The organism is Vibrio sp. Vb0349 (genome assembly GCF_033338975.1).
This window is the reverse complement of record NZ_JAWOTS010000014.1, coordinates 59,745-83,432: the sequence shown is the minus strand read 5'-3', so window position 1 is coordinate 83,432 and position 23,688 is coordinate 59,745. Positions and strand designations below refer to the sequence as shown.

Annotated in this window: 18 protein-coding genes and 1 pseudogene; 9 read left to right on the top strand and 10 right to left on the bottom strand. The window is 43.6% G+C overall.

Translation table 11 applies throughout. The features are described from left to right. Window positions 1–87: 87 nt before the first annotated feature. Window positions 88–529 (bottom strand): annotated as a pseudogene (locus tag R7Q47_RS15735) (DDE-type integrase/transposase/recombinase); the annotation flags it as partial. Between the two features lie 286 nt (window positions 530–815). On the opposite strand from R7Q47_RS15735, the gene R7Q47_RS15730 reads away from it, so the two are divergent. From R7Q47_RS15730 to R7Q47_RS15720, 3 genes are all read left to right on the top strand, one after another. Next, a complete protein-coding gene (locus tag R7Q47_RS15730; protein WP_170892851.1) occupies window positions 816–1,382 on the top strand; it encodes a hypothetical protein in 567 nt (188 codons plus the stop codon). Between the two features lie 429 nt (window positions 1,383–1,811). Further along, window positions 1,812–2,309 carry a hypothetical protein gene (locus tag R7Q47_RS15725; RefSeq protein WP_318089253.1) on the top strand — a complete coding sequence of 166 codons (498 nt, stop codon included), beginning with the start codon at window positions 1,812–1,814 and terminating at the stop codon, window positions 2,307–2,309. Between the two features lie 116 nt (window positions 2,310–2,425). Continuing rightward, window positions 2,426–3,574 carry an ATP-binding protein gene (locus R7Q47_RS15720; RefSeq protein ID WP_318089252.1) on the top strand — a complete coding sequence of 383 codons (1,149 nt, stop codon included), beginning with the start codon at window positions 2,426–2,428 and terminating at the stop codon, window positions 3,572–3,574. A gap of 250 nt (window positions 3,575–3,824) precedes the next feature. On the opposite strand, the gene R7Q47_RS15715 is transcribed toward R7Q47_RS15720, so the two are convergent. From R7Q47_RS15715 to R7Q47_RS15685, 7 genes are all read right to left on the bottom strand, one after another. Next, window positions 3,825–4,493 carry an HNH endonuclease gene (locus tag R7Q47_RS15715; RefSeq protein WP_042522699.1) on the bottom strand — a complete coding sequence of 223 codons (669 nt, stop codon included), beginning with the start codon at window positions 4,491–4,493 and terminating at the stop codon, window positions 3,825–3,827. Between the two features lie 4 nt (window positions 4,494–4,497). Then, window positions 4,498–5,742 carry an AAA family ATPase gene (locus tag R7Q47_RS15710; RefSeq protein ID WP_042522700.1) on the bottom strand — a complete coding sequence of 415 codons (1,245 nt, stop codon included), beginning with the start codon at window positions 5,740–5,742 and terminating at the stop codon, window positions 4,498–4,500. Window positions 5,743–5,974: 232 nt separating this feature from the next. Then, window positions 5,975–7,336 carry a site-specific integrase gene (locus tag R7Q47_RS15705; RefSeq protein WP_318089251.1) on the bottom strand — a complete coding sequence of 454 codons (1,362 nt, stop codon included), beginning with the start codon at window positions 7,334–7,336 and terminating at the stop codon, window positions 5,975–5,977. Next, on the bottom strand, window positions 7,336–7,866 hold the full coding sequence (locus R7Q47_RS15700) for a hypothetical protein (protein WP_005378980.1): 531 nt from the start codon (window positions 7,864–7,866) through the stop codon (window positions 7,336–7,338). The genes R7Q47_RS15705 and R7Q47_RS15700 overlap by 1 nt, the downstream gene beginning before the upstream one ends. Window positions 7,867–7,877: 11 nt before the next feature. After that, complete coding sequence (locus R7Q47_RS15695) at window positions 7,878–10,289, bottom strand: integrase (protein ID WP_318089250.1); 2,412 nt, start codon at window positions 10,287–10,289, stop codon at window positions 7,878–7,880. Next, window positions 10,283–12,631, bottom strand: coding sequence for a hypothetical protein (locus R7Q47_RS15690; protein ID WP_318089249.1), 2,349 nt, complete (start codon window positions 12,629–12,631; stop codon window positions 10,283–10,285). Before R7Q47_RS15690 ends, R7Q47_RS15695 begins: the two co-directional genes overlap by 7 nt. Window positions 12,632–12,688: 57 nt before the next feature. After that, window positions 12,689–13,693, bottom strand: a complete 1,005-nt coding sequence (locus tag R7Q47_RS15685) for a YifB family Mg chelatase-like AAA ATPase (protein ID WP_318089248.1) — start codon at window positions 13,691–13,693, stop codon at window positions 12,689–12,691. A 464-nt stretch (window positions 13,694–14,157) separates the two neighbouring features. On the opposite strand from R7Q47_RS15685, the gene ilvG reads away from it, so the two are divergent. Genes ilvG through ilvA form a run of 5 tightly spaced genes read left to right on the top strand, consistent with a single transcriptional unit; the run spans window position 14,158 to window position 20,457 of the window. Further along, window positions 14,158–15,804, top strand: coding sequence for an acetolactate synthase 2 catalytic subunit (gene ilvG, locus R7Q47_RS15680; protein ID WP_005378960.1), 1,647 nt, complete (start codon window positions 14,158–14,160; stop codon window positions 15,802–15,804). An 11-nt stretch (window positions 15,805–15,815) separates the two neighbouring features. After that, complete coding sequence (ilvM, locus tag R7Q47_RS15675) at window positions 15,816–16,100, top strand: acetolactate synthase 2 small subunit (RefSeq protein ID WP_005378958.1); 285 nt, start codon at window positions 15,816–15,818, stop codon at window positions 16,098–16,100. Between the two features lie 12 nt (window positions 16,101–16,112). Next, on the top strand, window positions 16,113–17,051 hold the full coding sequence (gene ilvE / locus R7Q47_RS15670) for a branched-chain-amino-acid transaminase (protein WP_025768922.1): 939 nt from the start codon (window positions 16,113–16,115) through the stop codon (window positions 17,049–17,051). A 14-nt stretch (window positions 17,052–17,065) separates the two neighbouring features. After that, complete coding sequence (gene ilvD, locus R7Q47_RS15665; protein ID WP_213877825.1) at window positions 17,066–18,907, top strand: dihydroxy-acid dehydratase; 1,842 nt, start codon at window positions 17,066–17,068, stop codon at window positions 18,905–18,907. 2 nt (window positions 18,908–18,909) lie between these two features. Then, entirely contained in the window at window positions 18,910–20,457 is a 1,548-nt protein-coding gene (gene ilvA, locus R7Q47_RS15660) for a threonine ammonia-lyase, biosynthetic (RefSeq protein ID WP_170890921.1), read from the top strand. Window positions 20,458–20,510: 53 nt separating this feature from the next. On the opposite strand, the gene punR is transcribed toward ilvA, so the two are convergent. Continuing rightward, on the bottom strand, window positions 20,511–21,413 hold the full coding sequence (gene punR / locus R7Q47_RS15655; RefSeq protein ID WP_017821565.1) for a DNA-binding transcriptional activator PunR: 903 nt from the start codon (window positions 21,411–21,413) through the stop codon (window positions 20,511–20,513). Between the two features lie 152 nt (window positions 21,414–21,565). On the opposite strand from punR, the gene punC reads away from it, so the two are divergent. Then, window positions 21,566–22,771 (top strand): purine nucleoside transporter PunC, encoded by a 1,206-nt coding sequence (gene punC / locus R7Q47_RS15650; protein ID WP_054579443.1) that lies wholly within the window; start codon window positions 21,566–21,568, stop codon window positions 22,769–22,771. 44 nt (window positions 22,772–22,815) lie between these two features. Here punC and R7Q47_RS15645 read toward each other — a convergent pair whose 3' ends face one another. After that, the gene (locus R7Q47_RS15645; protein WP_054579442.1) at window positions 22,816–23,592 is read right to left on the bottom strand and encodes a transporter substrate-binding domain-containing protein; all 777 of its coding nucleotides are present in this window, start codon (window positions 23,590–23,592) and stop codon (window positions 22,816–22,818) included. Window positions 23,593–23,688: the final 96 nt, after the last annotated feature.

Genomic DNA, 23,688 nt, shown 5'->3' with positions numbered 1-23,688 from the left:
TACGAAACTTATTGTTATGAACGGATTAGAGAAGTGAAGGCCAATGGTTGGACACATAAGCCAATATCTTAAGTGATTGACACCAGCTCATGCAGCGTATCTCTGTCTGTCAAAGTAGACTTAATGAGGGTCAGGTCATTGAGTACCTGGTGTTTACGCTTCTCATTATAAAACACCATGTAGTGCCCGATTTCAAGCTCTGCTTTACGGGGTGTGCTGTAAGCTTTTAAGTAAATCTCCTCGTATTACAGACTTCTCAATAGCCGCTCAATAAAAAGATTGTCAATCCAGCGACCTTTTCTGTCCATGTTGATCCATATCCCCCTGATTGAGCAACTTCTGTGTGAACTCAGTGCTAGTAAACTCGCAGCCCTTATAGGAGTTAAAGATATCGGGTGGTCCGTAGTATTGGAGCACCTCTTCGAGAGCCATGATACATAAAACTTGTACCCATGGTGTTCGATAACCGCGAGGACAACACCTTACAGTGATACCAGTCGATAATGACAGCCAAGAACAGGATCCTTTTTTGTTGGTAGTTCGTTCATTTACAAGAAAGTTTGTCACTTTTTTCTCTGTCGGTTTAACTTGACAGAGGTGATATGAACTGCCTATAGCAAACACGCCTTTGCCCCAAAAATCAGTTAGCCACACAAGTTAGATAAGTTTCTTTTGGCGGTCCTTGATCTACTTTTGCTAATGGCTGATTATGTGCTTAGTTTGGTATGTTAGACATGTGCTGTCTGACAGGATTCTACAGACAAAGTTTAGTTAATAAATACTGTTAAATAACATACTATTTTCGGAGATTCTTGATGATTGACTATTCTTTATTGAATGAAAGTGATAAGAAAAATGTTCAAGAAGCTATATCCAATAAACAACCATTTTTTGGTTATATTCCAGAGTATGGTTTCGAATTCATTTTAAACAATTATAAGTTTTTGGCTAAAGCTGGTGTTCTAGAAGAAAGTTGGATGCAGGCATATATACATTCGACTGATTTTTCAAAAGTTACTATGGCTCAACTCAAAGAAGTATTTGAAGCCTGTTTAAAAAGCAAACTACAAGAAGCATATCCTATCCCTGAAGGACACAAGTTTTCTGGTGGCAAACGATTTAGTTTGTTTAGAGGTTGTGCGGGGCCAATCCATAACCTTGGGATGTCTTGGTGTGATTCGTTAGATAAAGCGATTTGGTATGCTTCTTCTCATTCTGAAAGGTGCAATTTAAGTAATCTAGCAGTTTACGCAACAACAGTGTCAAAAGACGAAATATACTGTGTAGGTGATCACTATGATTATGACTTCATAGTCCTACCTAAAGTTGCATGGCGTATTGATGTCCCACAGCAGGAATTCCGACTCAATAGACCACGGTAAGAGTACCTAAAATATTGCAATGGATATAGGAGAATTTGGCATATGTGCCATTGAATGAAACATTACATGGTAGAAAGCAGTGAGCAATCGAGTATTTGAGTACGAGAGTGTAGAAATTCCCAACAGTAGTGTATTGGATTCGGCTGATCAGTTTTATGATGGGGCTGAAGTTTTAAGACAGCTACCACCTTTGTCTGGTGTTTTACTTCCGATGATAACGAATGCAACTCTAGCAATGGAGTTGTATATAAAGTCTCTATGTGTGCGTTCAGTTATTCAAGACTACAAGCACTTTGGTAACAGAGTATATGGAGGTAGGATGACAGAGTTGCCTCTGAAAAGCGGATATACCTTAAGCAACCTTTTGGACAGTGTTATCGATGCCTCAATACTTAACAGGGCTAGCTGTTTTTACATATTGGAGTTCGTATGATTAGTTCTCAAGAGATTTCTGAAATAGTAAAAAATGGGCGCGTGATTTTAGATAGAATGCGCCCTATACATGGTGGGTGTTTGTACATCAGCGCTTTGTTGGTAGCTATGATAAATGATCATACGGAACTAAACGCAAAATTAGTGACTGGAAGTTTGGTAGTAGAAGACACAACTATATTTAGCCATTCAAATATTGCAGGAACTTTTGTAACTGATAATGATGTTCTATCCAACTGGAATGGCCATGCTTGGGTTTCTATTTCAGGCATCATTTTCGACTTTTCAATATTTAGAACCATATATTCTGGTCAAACTCCTAAAGCTATATCTGATATGTTTTTGAGAATATTTGGCGATCTATCCTATTTAGTCGGTCAACCAAAGAAGCTTAGTGAAATGGGTGTGGTTTACGAGCAACGTGAAGAGTTAACCGATGCCAATGTAACAGCCCTAATACAAAGCGCAGATAGGCTCGGGTTAATAAACAGCTAACAAACTGCTTAAGACGGACTGTCACTTTCGGTACTTTTAGGTTAAAGATGAAGTTGGATGTTGGATGTTAGCGTTGTTCACCATTTTACGCGGTATTACATGCATCATGAGGAAACATGGAAAAACTGTTAGATAATCTACTTTCGTCAAAAAGTGAGGGTTTGTGGTGGGATTTCAAGCAGAAATTTCATGATAGCCTCTTTGACTTACTCCATGATATTACATGTTTGGCAAACGTAATTCATGATGGCGACCGATTTTTGATATTTGGCATAAATGATGCCTTTGAGGTTGTTGGCTTAGATATAGAGGAGTGCCGTTTCTCGCAAGCTGATATTATTAGTTATCTAAGACAGCAGCCATACGCTGAAAATAACATCCCGACTATTGATATTAAATTCGTGAAGTATGCTGAAAAGACCGTCGCTGTTTTGAGCATAAAAAATGAAAGACTGAAGCCTTTTTACTTTACGAAAGAACTTAAGCATCGTAATAAAATTCTAAGAGCTGGCGCTGTATATGCACGAACACGGGATACAAATACGCCAAAAGATTCTTGTGCAAATCCTCAAGATACAAAAGCGATGTGGTTGGAGCGTTTTGGGCTAGACTTGCCCGCAATAACTCGCTTTCAGTTACTTTTAGAGGATACCGATAACTGGATTTATAATGGAATAAACGGTGCGTTTTATGCATTAGACCCAGACTTTACTATATCCATTTCTGAAGAAGATTATCGAGGCGGTAATTTTTGGTGGCAAAATACTCTAATTGAAGAGCCTGTAAAGTATGATTATTTGCTCAAGTACAAAAATGCAGTAATACATGAATTACCCGTCGTTCATTTCCAGAATGAAGGCTTATGTGTCCCATTCCCTAATGTCGAGTATGTTACTCACCCTGAAAAGGGAGATGGGCTTAATGCAAAATTTTATTGTGATCTCTTTTTCTATACGAAAGGCACATTATCGTATGTATTATTCAAGCATTTGCGTAAAATCTATAATGACAAACCAGACTTGAATACGCCTATTGTTACTCAAGCAAAGCCACCAATAATAAAACTTCCGTTTTTTATTCTGGATAAGAACGAACAAATTGACGAACTTCGCAATTCCTATCTGCTTACATATAAAAAGTTTGTTGAAAACCAAGATGACATTGTCGCGAATAGTATTTATCAAGGAAATGAAATGGATCGGTACAAACTTGAAAGGGTGTTTTCGGAGTGGGCGTTTTGTGAGCTAACTGGAAAATGCATATAACAATTGTTGAGATACTTTTTCTAATCCAATCTACCTCAGACGTTCCATATATCTAAATCAGTTTTGTCCATCTTCGAGCTAGCTGATGTGGCTAGCTCAGATCTGCCCCTTTGTGTGCTAGAATAAAAGCTCATTCACATTCTGTTAACGTACGCTCTCCCTACCAGAAGTTATCCGAATTTAAACTAAGCAGAGAAATGAAAATTGCAATATAAAAGGGCTGAGACTAGCTCTGCCCTTTATTCGCGGGTTATTCAGTCTCACCTATAAAATCATGTAACATTGGCCCTAACTCCTCATCGTCCATAATGCACCAACTTATGAATGCACTGTACGGAGACGATGGTTTTAGGAGAAGTTTGATACGTGCGACCGCATCGTCCTTTTCTTCTTGTAGCGCCATTGGCTTGTAGTATTTGTTCAATTGCGATAGTAGTAGGTTATATCGTTCAAAGACTTTTTTTCTTAGAAATGCCGAGGAAACAGCTTTGTTTGGAGTGTGCTCACTGTTGAATACTTTATCTAACAACTCCGCAGTTAATTCAGTCTTGTAATCAGTGGCTTGCGCTTTAATATGAAGTTTCTTCGCATATGGAGTCGATGGAGGAAGGTGCTTGATTGCACGAACAACATCAATAGTAGGATCACAGCAATCTAAAAGCTCATCATACTTAGCGAGTTTGATATTGTTACAGCGACCACATGAAAAGTATAAATTGTCCCAGTCATACTTTAATTTTTCATCACCCTCATGTGGAACAAAGTGCTCTACATTAATATCTTGTGGTTCAAATGTTTCGCAGATATAGCATTTCTTGTGAAATACCTTTTTTAAGGCCTCCCAAACATCTTCGGAGTCATACTTTTTCCCATCTGCTAATGATGCAGGAGCTGGTTCACTTCTAACTACATTGAACATGCTACTACCTCTTCGCTTTATTGATTGCTAACTTTGCGGAATTAACAAAGTAAAGTGATTCAGAATCCAGCGAATCTTCATCTTCAGGCAGTTTCTCTAAAAGTGACTGAACCTCTTCAACATCAACAGGGTGCTTTTCAAGTAACTTGGCTAATGCTTCAATATTCTGTTGAAGTAAACTAGAAACTGGAAGAACACCAAATAAGCCCTCCAGAACAGCCTCATAAGAATACATAGAAAGATCTTCGACTTGCTTGAGTTGAGACAGGTCGAAAATTACAGCATCATCTACAGATGACACTACAAACGGTGAATGTGTAGTCAAGATAAACTGAACTTTTGGAAATGCATTTTTAAGGAAAGCTAGGATTTTTTTCTGTATTGATACATGAAGGTGTGCGTCTATTTCGTCAATTAAAACGATTCCCGTTAGGTCATCTGGATCTATTAAACGTAATGATATTTTGGTAATTAAATCGGCATACACAGCCATGATTGAAGAAAACCCAGATGACAAGCTTTGAAATGTGTAGGGTTCTTTGTGTGGCTGATGTATCTCAAATGAGAATGTGTCCGATTGGAAAACTAGTCTAAGTTCATCATCTTCAAAGAGGTTCTGCAAATCAGCCTCTAGTTTCTTAAACCATTTATCAATGCGCTCTGCTTCTACTGGGTCATTGTTAATTTTCTTGGATTCAGAAAATGCCTGATTGGCAATACTTGTAACCAGGAACTCTTCAAAGAGGGATGATGCAGTTTTCTTTTGATGTGGGTTTGTTACAGATAATCGATCTTTTTCTTTAAGGCTACTCAATGATGTAACTGACGATGGTTTCAAGATGTCTGACTTTCTCCCTGCTTCGAAATGAAGAAGGACCGCTTTCAAATCTTTGTGTTTTAAAATAAACCCTTCCAGATCAGATAACGTTATTGGTGGTTGCTTGAGTTCGTCTATTTTCTGAACAGTCTTTTGTAAATGTTGCACCCAAGAATCATAACTCTGGCTTGCAGGGCCATCACGATCAATCATCTTTTCGTAACGTACTTTTTGTTGTTCTAGTTGTACTAACGCAGAGTTGTCTCTCTTTATTATGCGGTCATGTAGTTTTTCGTTAAGATAGTTAAGTAGTTGGGTCTTACCGCAACCATTTCCACCAGTTAAGATCAGAGTTTTGCCATCGACGTTGATGTCTACTTCTTTGTCAGAATAAGGAATTTTAGCTTTAATTTTAGTTAGATAGCCAGACATAATGTTACCCCCAAGTCATACTAACCTGATTGTATACCAAAGAATTAGGAGGCGTTAAGTTTAGTTTATACAAGATGTGGTCACATTCAGCTTAGTCTGAGGCTTACATGGACACCTTACAACGCAAATTTTCCATAATAAAAGTAATCCATCACTTAATAATTTTGCGAGTTCACTGGCACGTTTTTGTCCAAAGACGTGTTGCGTGACTGATCGGTAACAAGCTTTATTGTCACGATGGGATGATACTTTTATCAATATCCGACTGAAAGGCTTCTAACAATATCTTGATCTCGACGAGCGCTGCGGTAGATGTTAGCTCTTTCCTTGCGATCTGTTCTTCTAACAACTCGATCTGACGTTTAGCAAGTTCAACACTCGACTTTAGCGAAACTGCATTGTAAACCTCTGTATAGCCATGAATATCAGCAAACGCTAGGTCAATATATGTATCTAATGAGCTAAGGTTTGTGTGACCTGTCCATTGCTGAAGCTGCATTTTAAATGTTTGTGTATGAAGTAAATGCTTTCGGAAATCATCTTTATCATTCACTTCTTTAACAGCAAGAATAAGCTCTTTAAGCTTATCTGTAATAAATGCGTGTCTCCACAGGTGTGGATGTAATTCACCTTCGATACCAAGCTTTTTTTTCCACGCGTTCATGTACGTTGTCCATGAGTCAGCAGATAAGGGTTGACCAGTGGTTAAGCTGATAAAGAGGTAGTCATGCTGGACTTTTTTCTTCCTCATCGATTTCTTGCGAACTTTGATGTAATCGGCAATCACTGATAATAAAAGGTGTGGAACAGGAATCTTTCGAGTTGTTTTATCGTCCCTGCGCTTTAGAGTGGTGAGGGTAAGCATACCTGTGCGTCTAGCTTCCTCATAATCGCTCATTTTAATCAAATGAAGCTCCGAAACACGACCGCCTAGTTGCTCCATTGCAGTATATAGCGCCATGTCCCTTCTGCGCTTATCTTTGTTTTTCTGATTCTTTATAAACTCCCACACACGCAAGGCATCATCTTCCGAAACAGGGTGGCGTTTCTTGATTTCATCTTTTGTTGGCACGGCTGTATGGGTGACTTTGACACCTTCAATAAAACCTTTATAACCTTCTTGCTTGCGCTTATAAGGTTTTTCAAGTATTTGAATTGAGTTACTTTTATCCTTGCCAATAAAAGCACTCAAATCATGAAAATCTTGGACAAACTGCAAGAAATCTAAGCAGGTATGGGCAATCTTTATAACCGAGTTATTTCTGCGTTTTAGCTCGCCGAGCGGTGTCCTCTCTGCTTGTAGTGATTGAATGAAAAGGGTGAAAGTTGCGTCTGTAAGCTGGCTAAATCGACTCAATAGTGGCTGTTTTTCAATAAAGTGCACCAAGTGAATAATATCGTGTGCATACCCACGAATCGTGTCGCTTTTTAAGTTTCTTACTATCAACTTATGAATGTAGGCATTTGCTTCATAGCAAGGCACATGATTACTGTAAGTAACGAAAGGGATGTCTATAGGCTTACGAAAGATAAGCTTGCCATCAAACCCAAGATGGCTCCATTGTTCAAAGCCTTTAAGCTTACGAACCGCCATCAAATTTCTCCATTCAATGTATAATTCATCTGTGCTTCAATCTTACGATTATGCTCTCGGTAAAGCTCCTGTCGCTCTTCTACTGTGCCCTCATGCTGCGCTAGCTGCTTTAGCCTAGAACGCAACTCAGAGACCATAACGGTCAGTAAAGAATTGCTGCGCTGCGCTGCATCCAACTCAGACTCTAGCTCTGCAACTTTATGCTTTAAACCTACGACGGTTTGCTTGTTACCTTTAGAAACTTTCTCATCGTGATGTGCGGCCTCTATCGCCAATTTTGTATTAATACGAAGCTCATCTAAGGATAAGAAACCTCTCTCTAGAAGTGCTTCCGAGATACTTTTGACAGTGTTTAGTGAACACGAAGTGATATTCCGCTCTTGATTCTGATATTTAGCGATGCCAGATTGTGATTTGAGAGCCTTCATCAGCTCCTCATCATCTTTAAACTCAGCGGGAGATGTGATTATTTCTCTCAACAGCTTTTCTGTTTCAAGTACCTTGGTTTGGTTTTTCTCTAAAACTTTCATTAGCCTAATCCTTAATCAAGGTCTTTGATTTTTAAAATAAGATTAAAGGTTTGAGTGGCATTACCATCACTATTATCTATGGTAAAAAACTCTGGCTCCAGTGTGATTCGACCCTCGTCCAGAAGGTGAATAACCTCTGTTTCAATGTCCTGCTCTTTTTGAATTTGGCTAATGTGCGGAATGGTTAGGTAAGACTCATCATCATAGTCTTCTGCCGCCTCACTCACTGACTCTATAGTAATAGGTGTTGAGCTATCACCAGTCAGCCGCTCTGCAATGATTTTGCGAACCTCTTCTATTCCGTCGAGCTTGGCAAGCTCAGAGGTGGGATCGACAACACCACGAACAATTACGCTGGCTTTTGCCCCATTAAGCACGGCCCCTGTCTCTGATTCTGAGATATAATTATAGAGATGCTCCATATCAGAATGTCCGAGCATCCAGCGCAGGGCATCCATACCATCGAACCCTTTAGACCAGAAGAATGCCATCGCAAAGAAGCGCCTTAATTGGTGCTGACGAACATAATTTCGGCGGTATTCACCGTTGTCATACTGCACCAAGTCCGTTTCGACGTAATCACACAAAGCATCGAGGTGTGCATTGTAGGTAAAGCTCTGCACCTGACTTAGCTGGCAACGATGTGAGTCTAAACGATTAAACAGCGACAGCTTTCCTCTGGCTAAATTTAACTCATTAACTTTAATGTTAAATTGCTCAAGCTGCCAGATGAACTTAGCGATAGATAAGGGGATTGGTCTTTCTATGGTCGCATTTACACCTTTTGAACCTGTCTTCTTTACCCTGAATATCAAACTGTACTCTGTCTTTGCCCCTTCGTCTGAAAAAGGGTCTACATTAGGAGATAGGTTGCCATGTGACTTCAGTTTGACTAACTCATCTTGTCGCCGTGCCATGATGGCTCCCACCAAAACCTGTATAGCGCCTTGCAGTACCAAGAACAGCTCAAACAAACTCTCGTTGGCTCGGATTCTTTCGTGACGCTTTTCCACACTTTCTGCAAAGCCTTGAACCTGTTTTATTCCTTTTCTTAGGTACTCACTGCTCAGGCAATTGATGGCTTCCACTTGAAACCAGTAACCTCGCTCCGAAATAGACATCTTTCGATGTAATACTTCATTCCAAGCAGGGCTTTTTTGATCGAGACGGAGTGCATTGGAGTTTCTTGCAGCAGATTTGCTTCTTGCTTTAGACAGCAGAGTTAACGTTTCGTCTAATAAGGTAACAGCACCTTTATCAGTCGGTAGATGCTCTTTGGCAAACTCATAGCATTGACGAATTAAGTTAAACACAAACTTAGGCGGCAAGGTACGGGTTCGCCCCGCCTTTTTTAGGTCAACTAACTCACCAATGCTACCCGCACTGACACGCTCAGATAGGATTACAGGACTTACGGCATCTTCACGCTCAAGGTTGGTGTGAATCAAGCGAATGGCGTCAATGTATTGTGATATGGTCTGTTGATTCGTACCTGTTGAGGTATCCTGATTCTCAACCGCACGATATTCTGAGTCTCGATTTGGCTCTTTCAAGCGCAGTTCGGGATAGTTGGGAGCATTAATGCCGTGGTAAAGCATCTTGCGATTAAATAAAAACTTGTTTAATACTGCGCCATTGCCGTTGTAACAAATACCTTCCCCTCTTTGATAATAACCTTGCTCAAACAGCCCTGCGCACGCTTTGTCTCTTGCCTCTAGAGATAAAAAAACCTCACCTTGGGCAATATCTCGCGCAATGTAGGGGTATTTTTCTCTAAAGCCTTGAGCATCTGTATCTGAAATACTCTGGCAAACATTGTCCAGTAATGCTTTGGTGCGTTTATCAAACTCGTACACCCCATAAAAACTTCCGTGTTCAGCGAACTTCATCAGGATGTTCAACCAAAAGTCATCATTCACATTTTTCAGGTGGTATTTTGCAAGCTTCAATTTCTTCGAATGCAGCAAGATAGCATTGATGAGGGCGATAATTTTGGTAACTTTATGATAAGCCGTTGTTGGGCTGATAATCTTTCCCCCATTATCCAGTGGGTTATCTGCCGCTGTGATCCAGTATTTGAAACTGTTTAATAGCCTTTCATGCTTGGGGTCTGTGAGCTTCCTTCCGTCATCCAGATACACGCTATCCCAATGAATTGTTTTTGGTTTTTTACCGAATATTAGCACCCATTTGTCTGCGTCAAAGTTGCACTCTAACCATTCGGGTTGCCTTTCATCGTAGTCGTAGATACCTGTGTGGATATTAACGAGAATATCTAATACTCGATAATCATTATTAACAGATGCGAAATCTGCAATTTGATTAAGCGTTTCTCCACTTATACCATTGAGCAGCGAGCGGTCTAGCACGATGTCTTCAATGAGGCTGGCAATGGAGGTATTGTCGATAGCGACACTTAACATAGCAACGCTCCTTTAATTAAGTCAGTATCCAGTTTGCTATTAGTCGCAATTTCAAGCATTTCCATTAATTCCTTATCACCGTCATGCTTGCCTGAGGTTAGGCTATCCAAGACAAATACCGCCGACTGATACCAGTGGGAAACAACCTCTAAAAAAGTACAGCCATCCACAACAGCTTCACTCTCAATAATAAGGCGTATCGCCATTAACAACTGCAAAAGAGAGGTGGAAATAGTGTAAGTCAACTGGTTGAACGCTATAGATTCAGGGGGTTCATTGTCAGTTTCGGTCTGCTGATTAAAACCGTGGTCGAAATGCTCTGGGATATTACTGATACCGTGATTGCTTAGGAATTCCTCAATGTCTTCAGCACTCATGTTAACGGCATCAAGGCGGTACACCGAGTCTTTCATGGCTTCAAGTAAAATGGCGTTCTGGAACTGCCGCACCCAGCGGTCATTAAAGAAGTCCATCAGTGGCTTAGGAAGATAAGAGGTCAGTAAATTGGCATCTTTCTTTTCATGACCTAGCGCCTCGGCAACCGCATCCATTGAACGAGTTTCTAAATAAATTTGGAGACCTCGGTGCCGCCTAATCGAGCGCAATGAATGTATATCAGAAATGGCTTGTGCATCCTCTAGGGTGATATCGCTGCTCTTATCAAAGAGCGAAATATCTTGAAGCCAATCATAAAAATCAGTTGCCGATAAAAGGGTGGAATTAAGGATGCTTGGGCATACCACGCTGGAAACGGTTGCGGTCAAAATCATCTTTCGCCAATTGATATTTCCGTTCTTTTTTAGATATTCACGCGCTATTTGCGTATGTTGTATTAAGAGCTCAACAATAGATTTAGAAAACTCATTGAGCACCACCTCTTGCTGTGCATTGGTAGAACCTTTGCGTGATTTATAGCTCACTGCGATATACTGATTACCAACCTGCTTGTAGCCCACCACATTGCCATTGGCATCAAATAGCTCCCACCTTTGTAGCCAAAATGGTGTTATTTTGGGGTGCTCCATCACAAGTAGTGTTAAAAGAGCACTTAGTGTTGACTTAGAGGGCAAGTTCAACTCAGTGTGAAGTTGGCTAGCATTACCGTGAAACCCCAAAAAATGTAGATAATTATGGCCTTTCACAGCTATGCCGTGTGCATAAAAGGTTGCTACCGTGTTATCTAGCTTATCTGCACCGATAAAGTTCCGATATTGAAGGTTGCCTTTATTGCTACTCAGTGGCTTAACCAGACCTGATTTAAGGAATGCTTTATTTCTTTCTTCTCGCTCTAGTAGCTCCTGAAACTTTACGAGACATACATGCCTGATGTGCGCCATATCCCGCTCTACACGTTGCTGAATGATTGAAACAGCCTCTTCATCTTTAATTTTGAGTGGAATGTCGGCAAACCAACGATTGCTTTCCCTCTCCGTTGCACCGCCACCAATCGAAAATGTGGGCGCGGCACCTTTCGGGTCTTTCCAATTTGGCACGATGAATGGTTTGTGAGGTTTAGCGAAAACACCAGTGTCAATAAAACACGCTGTATAATAGTTAATTATATCTCGCCAATGAACATGAAAAGTCTTTGGGCAATGCAGGGCTGCTTGGGAGCGCACAAATAACACTTTAAACACCTTGTGGAAAAAGTACTGTACATGATTGCGGCTCAGGAGGGCTTCTATTGTTAGTCCGTCCCTTTTGTTATAAACAGTGGACATACCGATAAAAAGCTTTTTGAGTATTTTTAATGCATGAGTTAAAGATGTTGATTTTTGTGTATGAGCATAGTTGTTTAGAGCAAGATGAACCTTATTTGTAAACGCTTCGCCAAAATTCACATAAAGGGTATCAAGATGAACCTCAAAACTTTTGCCTTCTTTTGATACCACCTGCCAGCCATTTAAGTAATTAGCTTTTGTTTTATCTATCTTAAGCTGTCGAAATTGTGCTAGGCAGTTCGAAGCGCCCTCTGTAATTTTGACCATCGACAACTGCACTTCATCCAGAGTTAATTGTTTATCCTGTGCAATATGGCGGAAAAGATTTCTGAGTTCACAACATAGATTATATTTACGCTTGGTAGTGATGCCATCGCAGTCATAAATGAAACCAATGAACGACTGGAAGTGCGCATTGAGTTGGTTTGAGTCATTCAATATTTCAAATGCTGTGTAGTTACCTTGTTCAATCAAGTAGCAATAAGCCGCATAAATATTCAATGATGCCTGTAATACCTTTTTTGTGACTGAGGATTTAGCAGCAGATGTTAGGTAGTTAGAGTATTCGACTGACAGTGCGGTATTTAATAAAGAAAGCTCATTTAGTGTTTTTAGATTCACAATCAAGACCCGTAAATTGACAACTAATATTCAACCTAGTTGTCAGAATGATTATTATCAATGTAAAAAATGGATTTTTTTAATCATAAAATTCATATAGTTCAATAAGTTAATAAATAATTGATATGTTTCAATCATTGAGATTTTCTGAGTTTCATCGAGAAACAATAACCCGTTGTGGGCTAAAGAGATCTCCCCTGGTCTGGGTACCGAGCCACCGCCGACTAATGCCGCCATTGAACTTGAATGATGCGGAGAACGAAACGGACGCGACTTCCAGTTATGCTCATTAATTTCACTCTGAGTCAACGATGCCACCGAAGCGGTTTCCATTGCTTCTTCGTCACTCATTTCCGGTAATAAGTCACACAAACGCGAAGCCAACATCGTTTTTCCAGTACCTGGCGGGCCAAGGAAAAGTAAGTTGTGGTTTCCAGCGGCAGCAATCTCCAGTGCTCGCTTACCTTGTTGTTGGCCAATAATATCTTGTAAGTCTCGACCATGTTTTTCGATGGTTTTTCGCTTAGGCGTTTGAAAAAGATTCAGTCGATGTTGACCACAAAGCTCGGCACATACTTCCAGTAATGATTGGGCCGATTTATGTTGTTCCTTCCCCACCAGCGCCGCCTGATCGCCATTCACATGTGGGACGACCAAATGGCGTTGAATCTTACTAGCTTCCAGCGCAGCAGGCAGCACACCTTTTACAGGCCTCAGACCACCAGATAGTGCTAACTCACCAACAAATTCGTAGTTTTTGAGCTTATCTGTCGCGATTTGCTCCGAAGCGGCCAAAATTCCCAATGCAATAGGAAGATCAAAACGTCCTCCCTCCTTGGGTAGATCTGCCGGAGCCAAGTTCACGGTGATCCGCTTAGCAGGAAATTGAAAGTTAGAATTAATGATCGCACTGCGTACGCGATCTTTGGACTCTTTTACCGTTGTCTCTGGCAAGCCTACTAAGGTAAACCCTGGCATGCCGTTGCTGATATGAACTTCTACACTAACCGATGGCGCTTGCACCCCGACGCTTGCTCGACTATGAATGATTGCCAGCCCCATACGTTCCTCAATTTTTTTGAACACTCTGTAAACAAATGTTTTATCTAGTTGGTTATGTTATATACCGCGTCCCAATTGAGAGTTAATGTGAAAAAAGAATGACTTTTTGCTTGTCATGCAGCGGAATTGTGTGATACCACTAATGACGCAAACAATTTCGTAGAACATTACACAACATTTTTAACGAAAAAAGAACGACAGACAGATGAACCTTTTCGCTCATATCAACGCACTGCTAGCCCTGATTATCGTGGTCATTATTGGCACCGCGCGGGGTATTGTGGGCGAAAGGTAACCACAAATTACAAAAAACCCCCGCACTGAAAAGTCCGGGGGTTTTTTTACAACTACAAGTTGTCATCTGTCTAACCCTCGGACAGTTTAACGGGAAGAATGGGAGTGCACATGAAGTGCAATAAATATGGCAATCGCTACGAGCCACAACGTAGCAAAGGAGGTTTACGATGACTGGTGCACAACTTGTCGTAGCCGCTTTAAGACAGCAAGGCATCGAAACCGTTTTTGGCTACCCCGGCGGGGCCATCATGCCAATCTATGATGCTTTGTATGACGGTGGGGTGGAACACATCCTATGCCGTCACGAGCAAGGGGCCGCTATGGCAGCTATCGGGATGGCTCGTTCCACTCAAGACGTTGCTGTGTGCATGGCAACTTCCGGCCCAGGAGCCACTAACCTTGTTACCGGCCTTGCCGACGCTTTCCTTGACTCCGTACCTCTAGTTGCCATCACAGGCCAGGTAGCTAGCTCTCATATCGGTACCGATGCATTCCAAGAAATGGATGTGATCGGAATGTCCCTAGCCTGTACTAAGCACAGCTATCTCGTGACCGAAATTGAAGATCTAGCTCCGACACTTGCCGAAGCCTTTGAGGTCGCAAAAACCGGTCGTCCGGGTCCTGTCATTGTCGATATCGCCAAAGACGTTCAACTCGCTCAAGCACCCACAGACCTTCTTCCTCCATACATAGCACCAGCAATCGAAGATGTCAGCGCTGAAGATATCAAACGTGCGCAAGATGTGCTGGCAGCATCAACTCGACCAGTGTTGTATGTTGGTGGTGGCGTGCAACTTGCGAAAGCAACCGATGCAGTACGCGAATTTCTTCGCTTAAACCCAATGCCTGCAGTTAGCACATTAAAAGGTCTCGGTACCATTGAACGCCATGATCCTCACTATCTTGGTATGTTGGGTATGCACGGCACCAAAGCCGCCAACCTAGTGGTTCAAGAAGCCGATCTATTGATTGTGGTTGGCGCGCGTTTTGATGACCGTGTGACGGGTAAGCTCGACACGTTTGCACCAAATGCGAAAGTGATTCACATCGACATTGATGCTGCGGAGATTCATAAACTGCGCCACGCCAACGCACCATTACGTGGCGACATCAACACCATTCTTCCTCAGCTAGAGCTGACTCAAGATATTTCACCGTGGGTTCATCACAGTGAAAGTCTGCGCAGCGGCTTTAAGTGGCGTTACGACCACCCAGGCGAGTTAATCTACGCACCGCTATTGCTTAAACAGCTGTCTGACATGATGCCAGATAGCTCAATTGTCTCGACCGACGTCGGTCAGCACCAGATGTGGGCAGCGCAACATATCCAGCCACGCGAACCACAAAATTTTATCACTTCTGCTGGCCTTGGCACCATGGGCTTTGGCTTGCCAGCGGCGATGGGTGCTGCAGTCGCACGTCCTGATGATCAGTCTATCCTTATTACAGGTGACGGTTCATTTATGATGAACGTTCAGGAATTGGGCACGCTGAAGCGTCGTCAGATTCCAGTGAAGATTGTCCTTCTTAATAACCAACGTCTTGGCATGGTTCGCCAATGGCAGTCATTATTCTTTGACGGTCGCCACAGTGAAACCATTCTTGATGACAACCCAGATTTCGTGATGTTAGCAAAAGCGTTCGATATCCCGGGCAAAACCATCACCAAGAAAGAAGAAGTCGAACCTGCTCTCAAAGAGATGCTAGCGAGTGAAACTTCTTACATGCTTCACGTTTTGATTGATGAAGAAGAAAACGTGTGGCCATTGGTGCCACCTGGCGCATCAAACAGTGATATGTTGGAAAATACATAGGAGACAATCGCATGGACAGATATTTACTCGACATCAAAGCCGATGACAAACCGGTACTGTTGGAGCGCGTTCTACGTGTGATTCGTCACCGAGGCTTCGTGATCAAACAAGTCGCTGCTACGCAAAACCACGAAAGCAAAGTAGCCAGCGTCGAGATCATCGTCGACAGCGATCGACCAATCTCGTTTTTGATCAATCAAATAGAGAAGTTGTGGGACGTTCGTAAGGTTGAGGTGCTAAAAATCCGCAACGATGAACTGCCAAATCACAACTTACAACAACACGTAAGTGCATAAGGAAGGCAACAAATGGCAACGAAAACTGCAGATTTCATTTGGTTTAATGGTGAGATGGTTCCATGGGCAGAGGCGAACGTTCACGTTCTGACTCACGCAATGCACTATGGTACATCCGTGTTTGAAGGCGTGCGCTGTTACAACACACCAAAAGGCCCAATTGTCTTCCGTCACCGTGAGCATGCACAACGTCTAAAAGATTCTGCCAAGATTTACCGCTTTCCGATCCCTTTCTCTGTAGAAGAAATCATGGAAGCGACCCGCGAAACACTGCGCCAAAACAAACTCGACAGCGCTTACATTCGTCCATTGGGTTTTGTCGGTAATGTTGGCTTAGGCGTATGTCCACCAGTTGGCACTGAGATGGATCTAATCATTGCAGCATTTCCTTGGGGCTCTTACTTAGGCGAAGAAGCGCTAGAAAAAGGTGTCGATGCGATGATTTCAAGCTGGAACCGCGCTGCGCCAAACACCATCCCAACTGCGGCTAAAGCAGGCGGTAACTACCTATCTTCACTACTGGTTGGTGGTGAAGCGCGTCGTCACGGTTACGACGAAGGTATTGCGCTAAGCGTAGATGGTTACCTATCGGAAGGGGCTGGTGAAAACATCTTCGTTATCAAAGATGGCGTAATCACCACACCACCAGCAACTAGCGCGATTCTACCGGGCATCACTCGTGACTCGATCATGACAATTGCACGCGATAAAGGCTACAAAGTACGTGAGGCGAACATTGCTCGTGAAGCCCTTTACCTTGCCGATGAAGTCTTCATGACAGGTACTGCGGCTGAGATTGTACCAGTGGCAACCATCGACAAAATTGAAGTAGGCACAGGTAAACGCGGCCCAATCACTAAAGAACTACAAGCAGCCTACTTTGGCCTATTTGACGGCACCACGGAAGATAAGTGGGGCTGGTTAGACTATGTGTACCCAGAACAGAAGTAAGAAGGATTTAAGAAATGCCAAAATATAGATCAGCTACCACCACACATGGTCGTAACATGGCGGGGGCACGCGCGCTGTGGCGTGCAACGGGCGTGAAAGAAGAAGACTTCGGTAAACCAATCATCGCCGTTGTAAACTCGTTTACTCAATTTGTTCCGGGTCACGTACACCTGAAAGACATGGGTCAGCTTGTAGCACGCGAAATCGAAAAAGCTGGCGGTATTGCGAAAGAATTCAACACCATCGCGGTTGATGATGGTATCGCAATGGGTCACGGCGGCATGCTGTACTCACTGCCTTCACGCGAACTGATCGCAGACTCTGTGGAGTACATGGTCAACGCGCACTGTGCCGATGCCATGGTATGTATCTCTAACTGTGACAAAATCACTCCGGGAATGTTGATGGCATCTATGCGTCTCAACATCCCGGTTATCTTTGTTTCTGGTGGTCCAATGGAAGCGGGTAAAACCAAGCTTTCTGATCAGATCATCAAACTAGACCTTGTAGATGCGATGATCCAAGGCGCGGATCCAAAAGTGTCTGATGAGCAAAGCGAGCAGATCGAACGCAGCGCATGTCCAACGTGTGGATCGTGTTCAGGAATGTTCACTGCAAACTCAATGAACTGTCTAACGGAAGCACTGGGTCTTTCTCAACCAGGTAACGGTTCTATGCTGGCAACGCACGCTGACCGTGAACAACTGTTCCTTAATGCAGGTCGTCGCATCGTTGAACTGACTCGTCGTTACTACGAGCAAGATGACGAATCAGCACTGCCACGCAACATCGCTACGTTTGATGCGTTCGAAAATGCGATGGCACTGGATATTGCAATGGGTGGCTCAACCAACACCATTTTGCACCTGTTGGCTGCAGCGCAAGAAGGTGAAGTGGATTTCGATATGGAAGATATCGATCGCCTATCACGCCAAGTACCACACCTATGTAAAGTGGCACCATCTACCCAGAAATATCACATGGAAGACGTACACCGCGCTGGTGGCGTCATGGCAATTCTTGGTGAGTTAGATCGTGCAGGTCTTCTACACAATGATGCGCGCACCGTGCTTGGCCTTTCGATGAAAGAGCAGCTCGCAAAATACGACATCATCCAAACTGAAGACGAAGAAGTACTTAAGTTCTACCGCGCAGGTCCCGCGGGTATTCGTACTACTCAAGCGTTCTCACAAGATTGCCGCTGGGATCGCCTTGATGACGACCGTGCGGAAGGTTGTATTCGTACTATTGATCATGCCTTTAGCCAAGAAGGTGGCCTAGCCGTTCTATCAGGCAACATCGCATTAGATGGTTGTATCGTTAAGACTGCTGGTGTGGATGAGAGCATTCATAAATTCACTGGCCCAGCCGTAGTTTTCGAAAGCCAAGAAGACGCCGTAGAAGGTATCTTGGGTGGCAAAGTAAAAGCTGGCGACGTAGTAATTATCCGCTACGAAGGTCCTAAAGGTGGCCCGGGCATGCAAGAAATGCTGTACCCAACCACTTACCTAAAATCAATGGGCCTTGGCAAAGAGTGTGCACTTCTGACTGACGGCCGTTTCTCTGGCGGTACATCTGGCCTGTCTATCGGCCACGCCTCTCCTGAAGCAGCAAACGGCGGTGCGATTGGCTTGGTGAAGCAAGGCGACATTATTGCGATTGATATTCCAAACCGTTCAATTTCACTTCAAGTGTCTGAACAAGAACTTGCTGAGCGCCGTGCAAAACAAGACGAACTAGGCTGGAAACCAGTTGACCGCCAACGTGACGTTTCATTTGCACTCAAAGCGTACGCGAGTATGGCAACCAGTGCTGACAAGGGTGCAGTACGAGACAAGTCGAAGCTAGAGGGCTAGCAATGATGGAAGCTCAACCCGAAAAACAAGTGAACCAAACTGGCGCAGATTATCTGCGCCAAATCCTTCGCGCACCTGTTTATGAAGTAGCAACAGTGACGCCACTGCAAGAAATGCCTCGTTTATCTGCACGTATCGGGAATAATGTGCAGATCAAGCGTGAAGATCGCCAACCCGTACACTCGTTCAAATTGCGCGGTGCATACAACATGGTGGCGAGTTTATCTGAAGCACAAAAAGCCGCTGGTGTCATTGCAGCATCGGCAGGTAACCACGCTCAAGGCATGGCGCTCTCTGGTACTAAGCTAGGCATCAAGACCACCATCGTGATGCCCAAAACCACACCAGACATCAAAGTCGATGCGGTACGTGGCTTCGGTGGCAATGTAGTGCTGCACGGCAGCAACTTTGATGAGGCAAAAGCGGAAGCGGAACGCCTTTCTGATCTGCATGGGTACACATTTGTCCCTCCTTTCGATCACCCACTGGTGATTGCAGGTCAAGGCACCATAGGCATGGAAATGCTGCAGCAAAATGGTCACCTTGATTACATCTTCGTCCCTGTCGGTGGTGGCGGTTTGGCTGCCGGTGTTGCGGTACTCGTGAAGCAGCTAATGCCAGAAATCAAAGTGATTGCGGTCGAGCCAGAAGATTCTTCATGCCTCAAAGCGGCATTGGATGCAGGTGAACCAGTAGTATTAGACCAGGTCAGCATGTTTGCCGATGGCGTTGCAGTAAAACGCATTGGTGAAGAGACGTTTCGTCTATGCCAAAAGTACATTGATGGCCATATTGCCGTCTCTAGCGATGAAATCTGCGCAGCAGTAAAAGACATCTTTGAAGACACTCGCGCCATTGCTGAACCTTCGGGCGCACTTGCTCTGGCGGGGCTGAAGAAGTTTGCTGAACAGAACAAGCTGAAAGACAAAAACTTAGGTACGGTATTGTCTGGCGCAAACACCAACTTCCACGGTCTACGTTATGTTTCTGAGCGTTGCGAGCTTGGTGAGAAACGTGAAGGTTTGCTTGCCGTCACCATTCCTGAGCGTCAAGGTGCCTTCTTTGAGTTCTGTAACCTCATTGGCGGCCGCGCCGTAACGGAGTTTAACTACCGCTACAACGATGACGCATTGGCAAATATCTTTGTCGGTGTGCGTTTGCAAGGCGGTCAGGAAGAGCTAGAACATATCATTCACGACTTACGTGATGGTGGCTACCCAGTGGTTGATTTGTCTGATGATGAAATGGCGAAGCTGCACGTGCGCTACATGGTTGGTGGTAAGCCGTCTAAGCCGCTTAAAGAGCGCCTCTACAGCTTTGAATTCCCAGAATATCCGGGAGCGCTACTCAAGTTCTTAAGCACACTCGGTACTCATTGGAATATCAGCTTGTTCAACTACCGTAACCACGGCGCTGACTACGGACGTGTTTTATGTGGTTTCGAGTTAGATGAAAGCGATTTAGCTCAGTTTTCTGCACATTTACGTGAACTTGGCTATCAATGCAAAGACGAGACAGACAACCCATCGTATAAGTTTTTCTTGTCATAAAACGCCACATTTCAAACATATCAATGAAAACACCTCGCTAATGCGAGGTGTTTTTATGACTGTAACCAATCTTTATGTAGCTGATTAGGCGACCCAAGATAGTCCACCATCCACTGGATCAATTTATGATTATCATCTTTGCGCCATACTAAGCAGCAGTGACTGAGCGGTTTATCATCCGGCATGACCTTCTCCACCAGCACACCATCATTGATTAAGGGTGTTGCAATATGACGTGGCATGTAACCCACGCCCACCCCATTTTTTAAACATTCAATCGCACTATACCAATTGGGCAATAATAATCGGCGCTGTTGCGGATAATGGCCAGTATGGCGTTTTGGCAGCACGTTCGAAGTATCATCAAGACAGATCGCCGGAAATTGACTCACAAACTCTTCAGTAAGCACTTGTTGTCGAACGCAAGGATGAGCGGGTGACATTACAAATGCCCAATCTAATACGCCCATATCTTTGACTTCAAAATCTCCCCCAACGGGAACCGCAGATGTCGCGCCAACGACAATGTCAGCTCGACCTTGTGCTATGGCTTCCCAAGAACCATTGAAGACCTCCATATTGATCTGCAATTCAGCAAATTCAAACTCGCGATAGAAATCTTCCACCAAAGGTTTGAGTTTTTCTAACTTCACCACGTTATCTAAGGTCAGCTTTAACGTGCTTTTCCATCCTTGAGCCGCTCGCCGCGTTTGTGCTTTCACCTCTTCCATTTGACGCAGCAAAGAGCGCGCCTCGGCCATAAAAAGTTCACCCGCTGGAGTTAGCTCGACTTTCCTTGGTAAACGTCGAAACAGCACCACATCTAAATCTTGCTCGACCTGCCTTACTCCATAGCTGATGGCTGAGGGGACTTTATGCAATACCTCAGCCGCAGCGGTGAAACTGCCTAAACGGGCAACCGTATCCAGCATTTCCAAAGACGCTTTAGAGAACATGATTTAACCTTTCAAAAAATTTGATTGATAACCAACAATTTTAGCGTTTTATTTTCTCAAAATCGAAAAATAGAATAATAAGGTAAATAAATCAGGGTTGGCGCCAACTGATGTTGATTAAAAAATGATTAAATAATTTGACTGGTTGAATCATGAAAATCTCAAAACTACAGCTCATTTATCTGGCAGCATTATCGATGCTTGGCTTCGTTGCTACCGATATGTATCTGCCAGCATTCAAAGCGATGGAAATCGACTTTGCAACAGGCCCTGAGCAAATTGCGCTCTCTTTAACGGTATTCCTCGTTGGTATGGCGATTGGCCAGCTAATGTGGGGATTGGCATCCGATAAATTTGGCCATCGTAATACACTCGCAGCCGGGTTGGTGCTATTTACTATCGCGTCATTCGGTTTGGCTTTCTGTGATCAAGTATGGCAACTACTCACACTGCGCTTTATCCAAGCTATCGGTGTGTGTGCACCAGCCGTGATCTGGCAGGCTATGGTCATTAAACGCTACTCAAGCAGTAGCCAACAAATTTTTGCGACAATCATGCCACTCGTCGCGCTATCACCAGCACTAGCACCTCAATTAGGGGTTGTGTTGGCAGATAACTTCGGCTGGCACAGTATCTTTATTACGCTAACACTGGTTGGTGTCTTTTTGGTCTTTGCGACCATGGCACAAAAAGACGAGAAAGCAGAAATCAAACAAACCAGTATGTCTGCCGACATCAAAGCGCTGCTGAGTTCTAAAAAATACCTTGGCAACGTGTTTATGTTTGCGACGGCTTCAGCTGCATTCTTTGCTTACCTAACTGGGATGCCAGAAATCATGGCGCAACTGGGCTACGAAGCAAAAGATATTGGTTTGAGCTTTATCCCACAAACCATCGCGTTTATGGCTGGTGGCTACTTAGGTAAAGTAGGCGTTCGAAAATTTGGTGATGAAAAGGTTCTGCGCCAACTGATTGGCCTATTTAGTGTCGCGGCATTAATGATTTTCATTGCTTCACAGTGGGATCTGTCATCGATTTGGCCTATTCTTGCGCCATTCTGTTTGATTGCCGTTGCTAACGGCGCGCTGTACCCAATCGTGGTAAACCGTGCACTGGCCAGCGCACAACAGAGCCCTGCAACAGCAGCAGGTCTGCAAAACAGCCTGCAAATCTGTGTAAGTAGCTTCTCAAGTGCATTGGTAGCCGCAATGGCAAGCCAAGCTCAGATGGTTACTGGCATCGCAATCATCATCTGTATGGGTGGGCTGTGGATGGGATACATTCTGTCGAATCGCGAATTATCCAAGCACTTTACGACTCCTGACAACGCCCGAGTCGTGAGTGAAGACGAACTTTAATCGTTCAGATAATAAAAAGAGCCGCGCAATGCGGCTCTTTCTGTTTATAAGCTTTTCAACCCCCATTTCTTGGCAGTCTGCTTAAAAAAGCCTTGAGTCTTTTTCAACTCTACCCAGTGATTGATGTAATTAATCCATACTTGATCGTCTTGCGGCAACAACATAGCAATTGGGGTTGGTTTACGCGGTGCGGTCACTGGCACTATCGCCAACTGTTTAAACTTATCCACCAACGTCGCTGCTTCCACATTGGACGTCACCGATACATCGGCCCTGCGAGCTAGTAGTTCTTGGAAGTCGCGCGCTGGCGCTTCAATAACAATATGCTGAGCAGACGGGAAGAACTCTTTCACCATTTTTTCTTGTACCGTACCTAACGTCGCCGCGACTTTTACTTCTGGTTTATTAAAATCCGCCCAATCAGAGAATTTGGCGAGATCTTTCTTTTGCACCACAGGTACAAAGGAAAGGTAGAAATATGGCTGGCTATATCCAGCTACTTTCGCGCGAGACATGTTCAGAGATGCGCTGCCAGTAATATCGTATTTGTTGGCGGTAATGCCATTAACTAGCGTCTTCCAATCCGTGGGCACATACTCCACTTTTACACCGAGATCTTTAGCAAGTTCTGTTGTTACATCGATATCGAAGCCACGATAACTGTTTGTCGCGGGGTCTTTCATCGTCATCGGATTCCAATCTCCCGTCGTTCCAACTCGGAGTACGCCATTGTCTAAAATGGATTGAAGACGGCTTTCAGCGTGAGCGACTTGAGTCGCAGCAAGCAAACACATTCCTAGCACTAGTAAAATCTTTCTCATTTTTATTCCCTTAAAAATAATGACCTTATACGGTTTAATAATTAACCTTTATTAGAGCTCTACTGATAACATAGCAGCAACAAAGGAAGTTTTTTA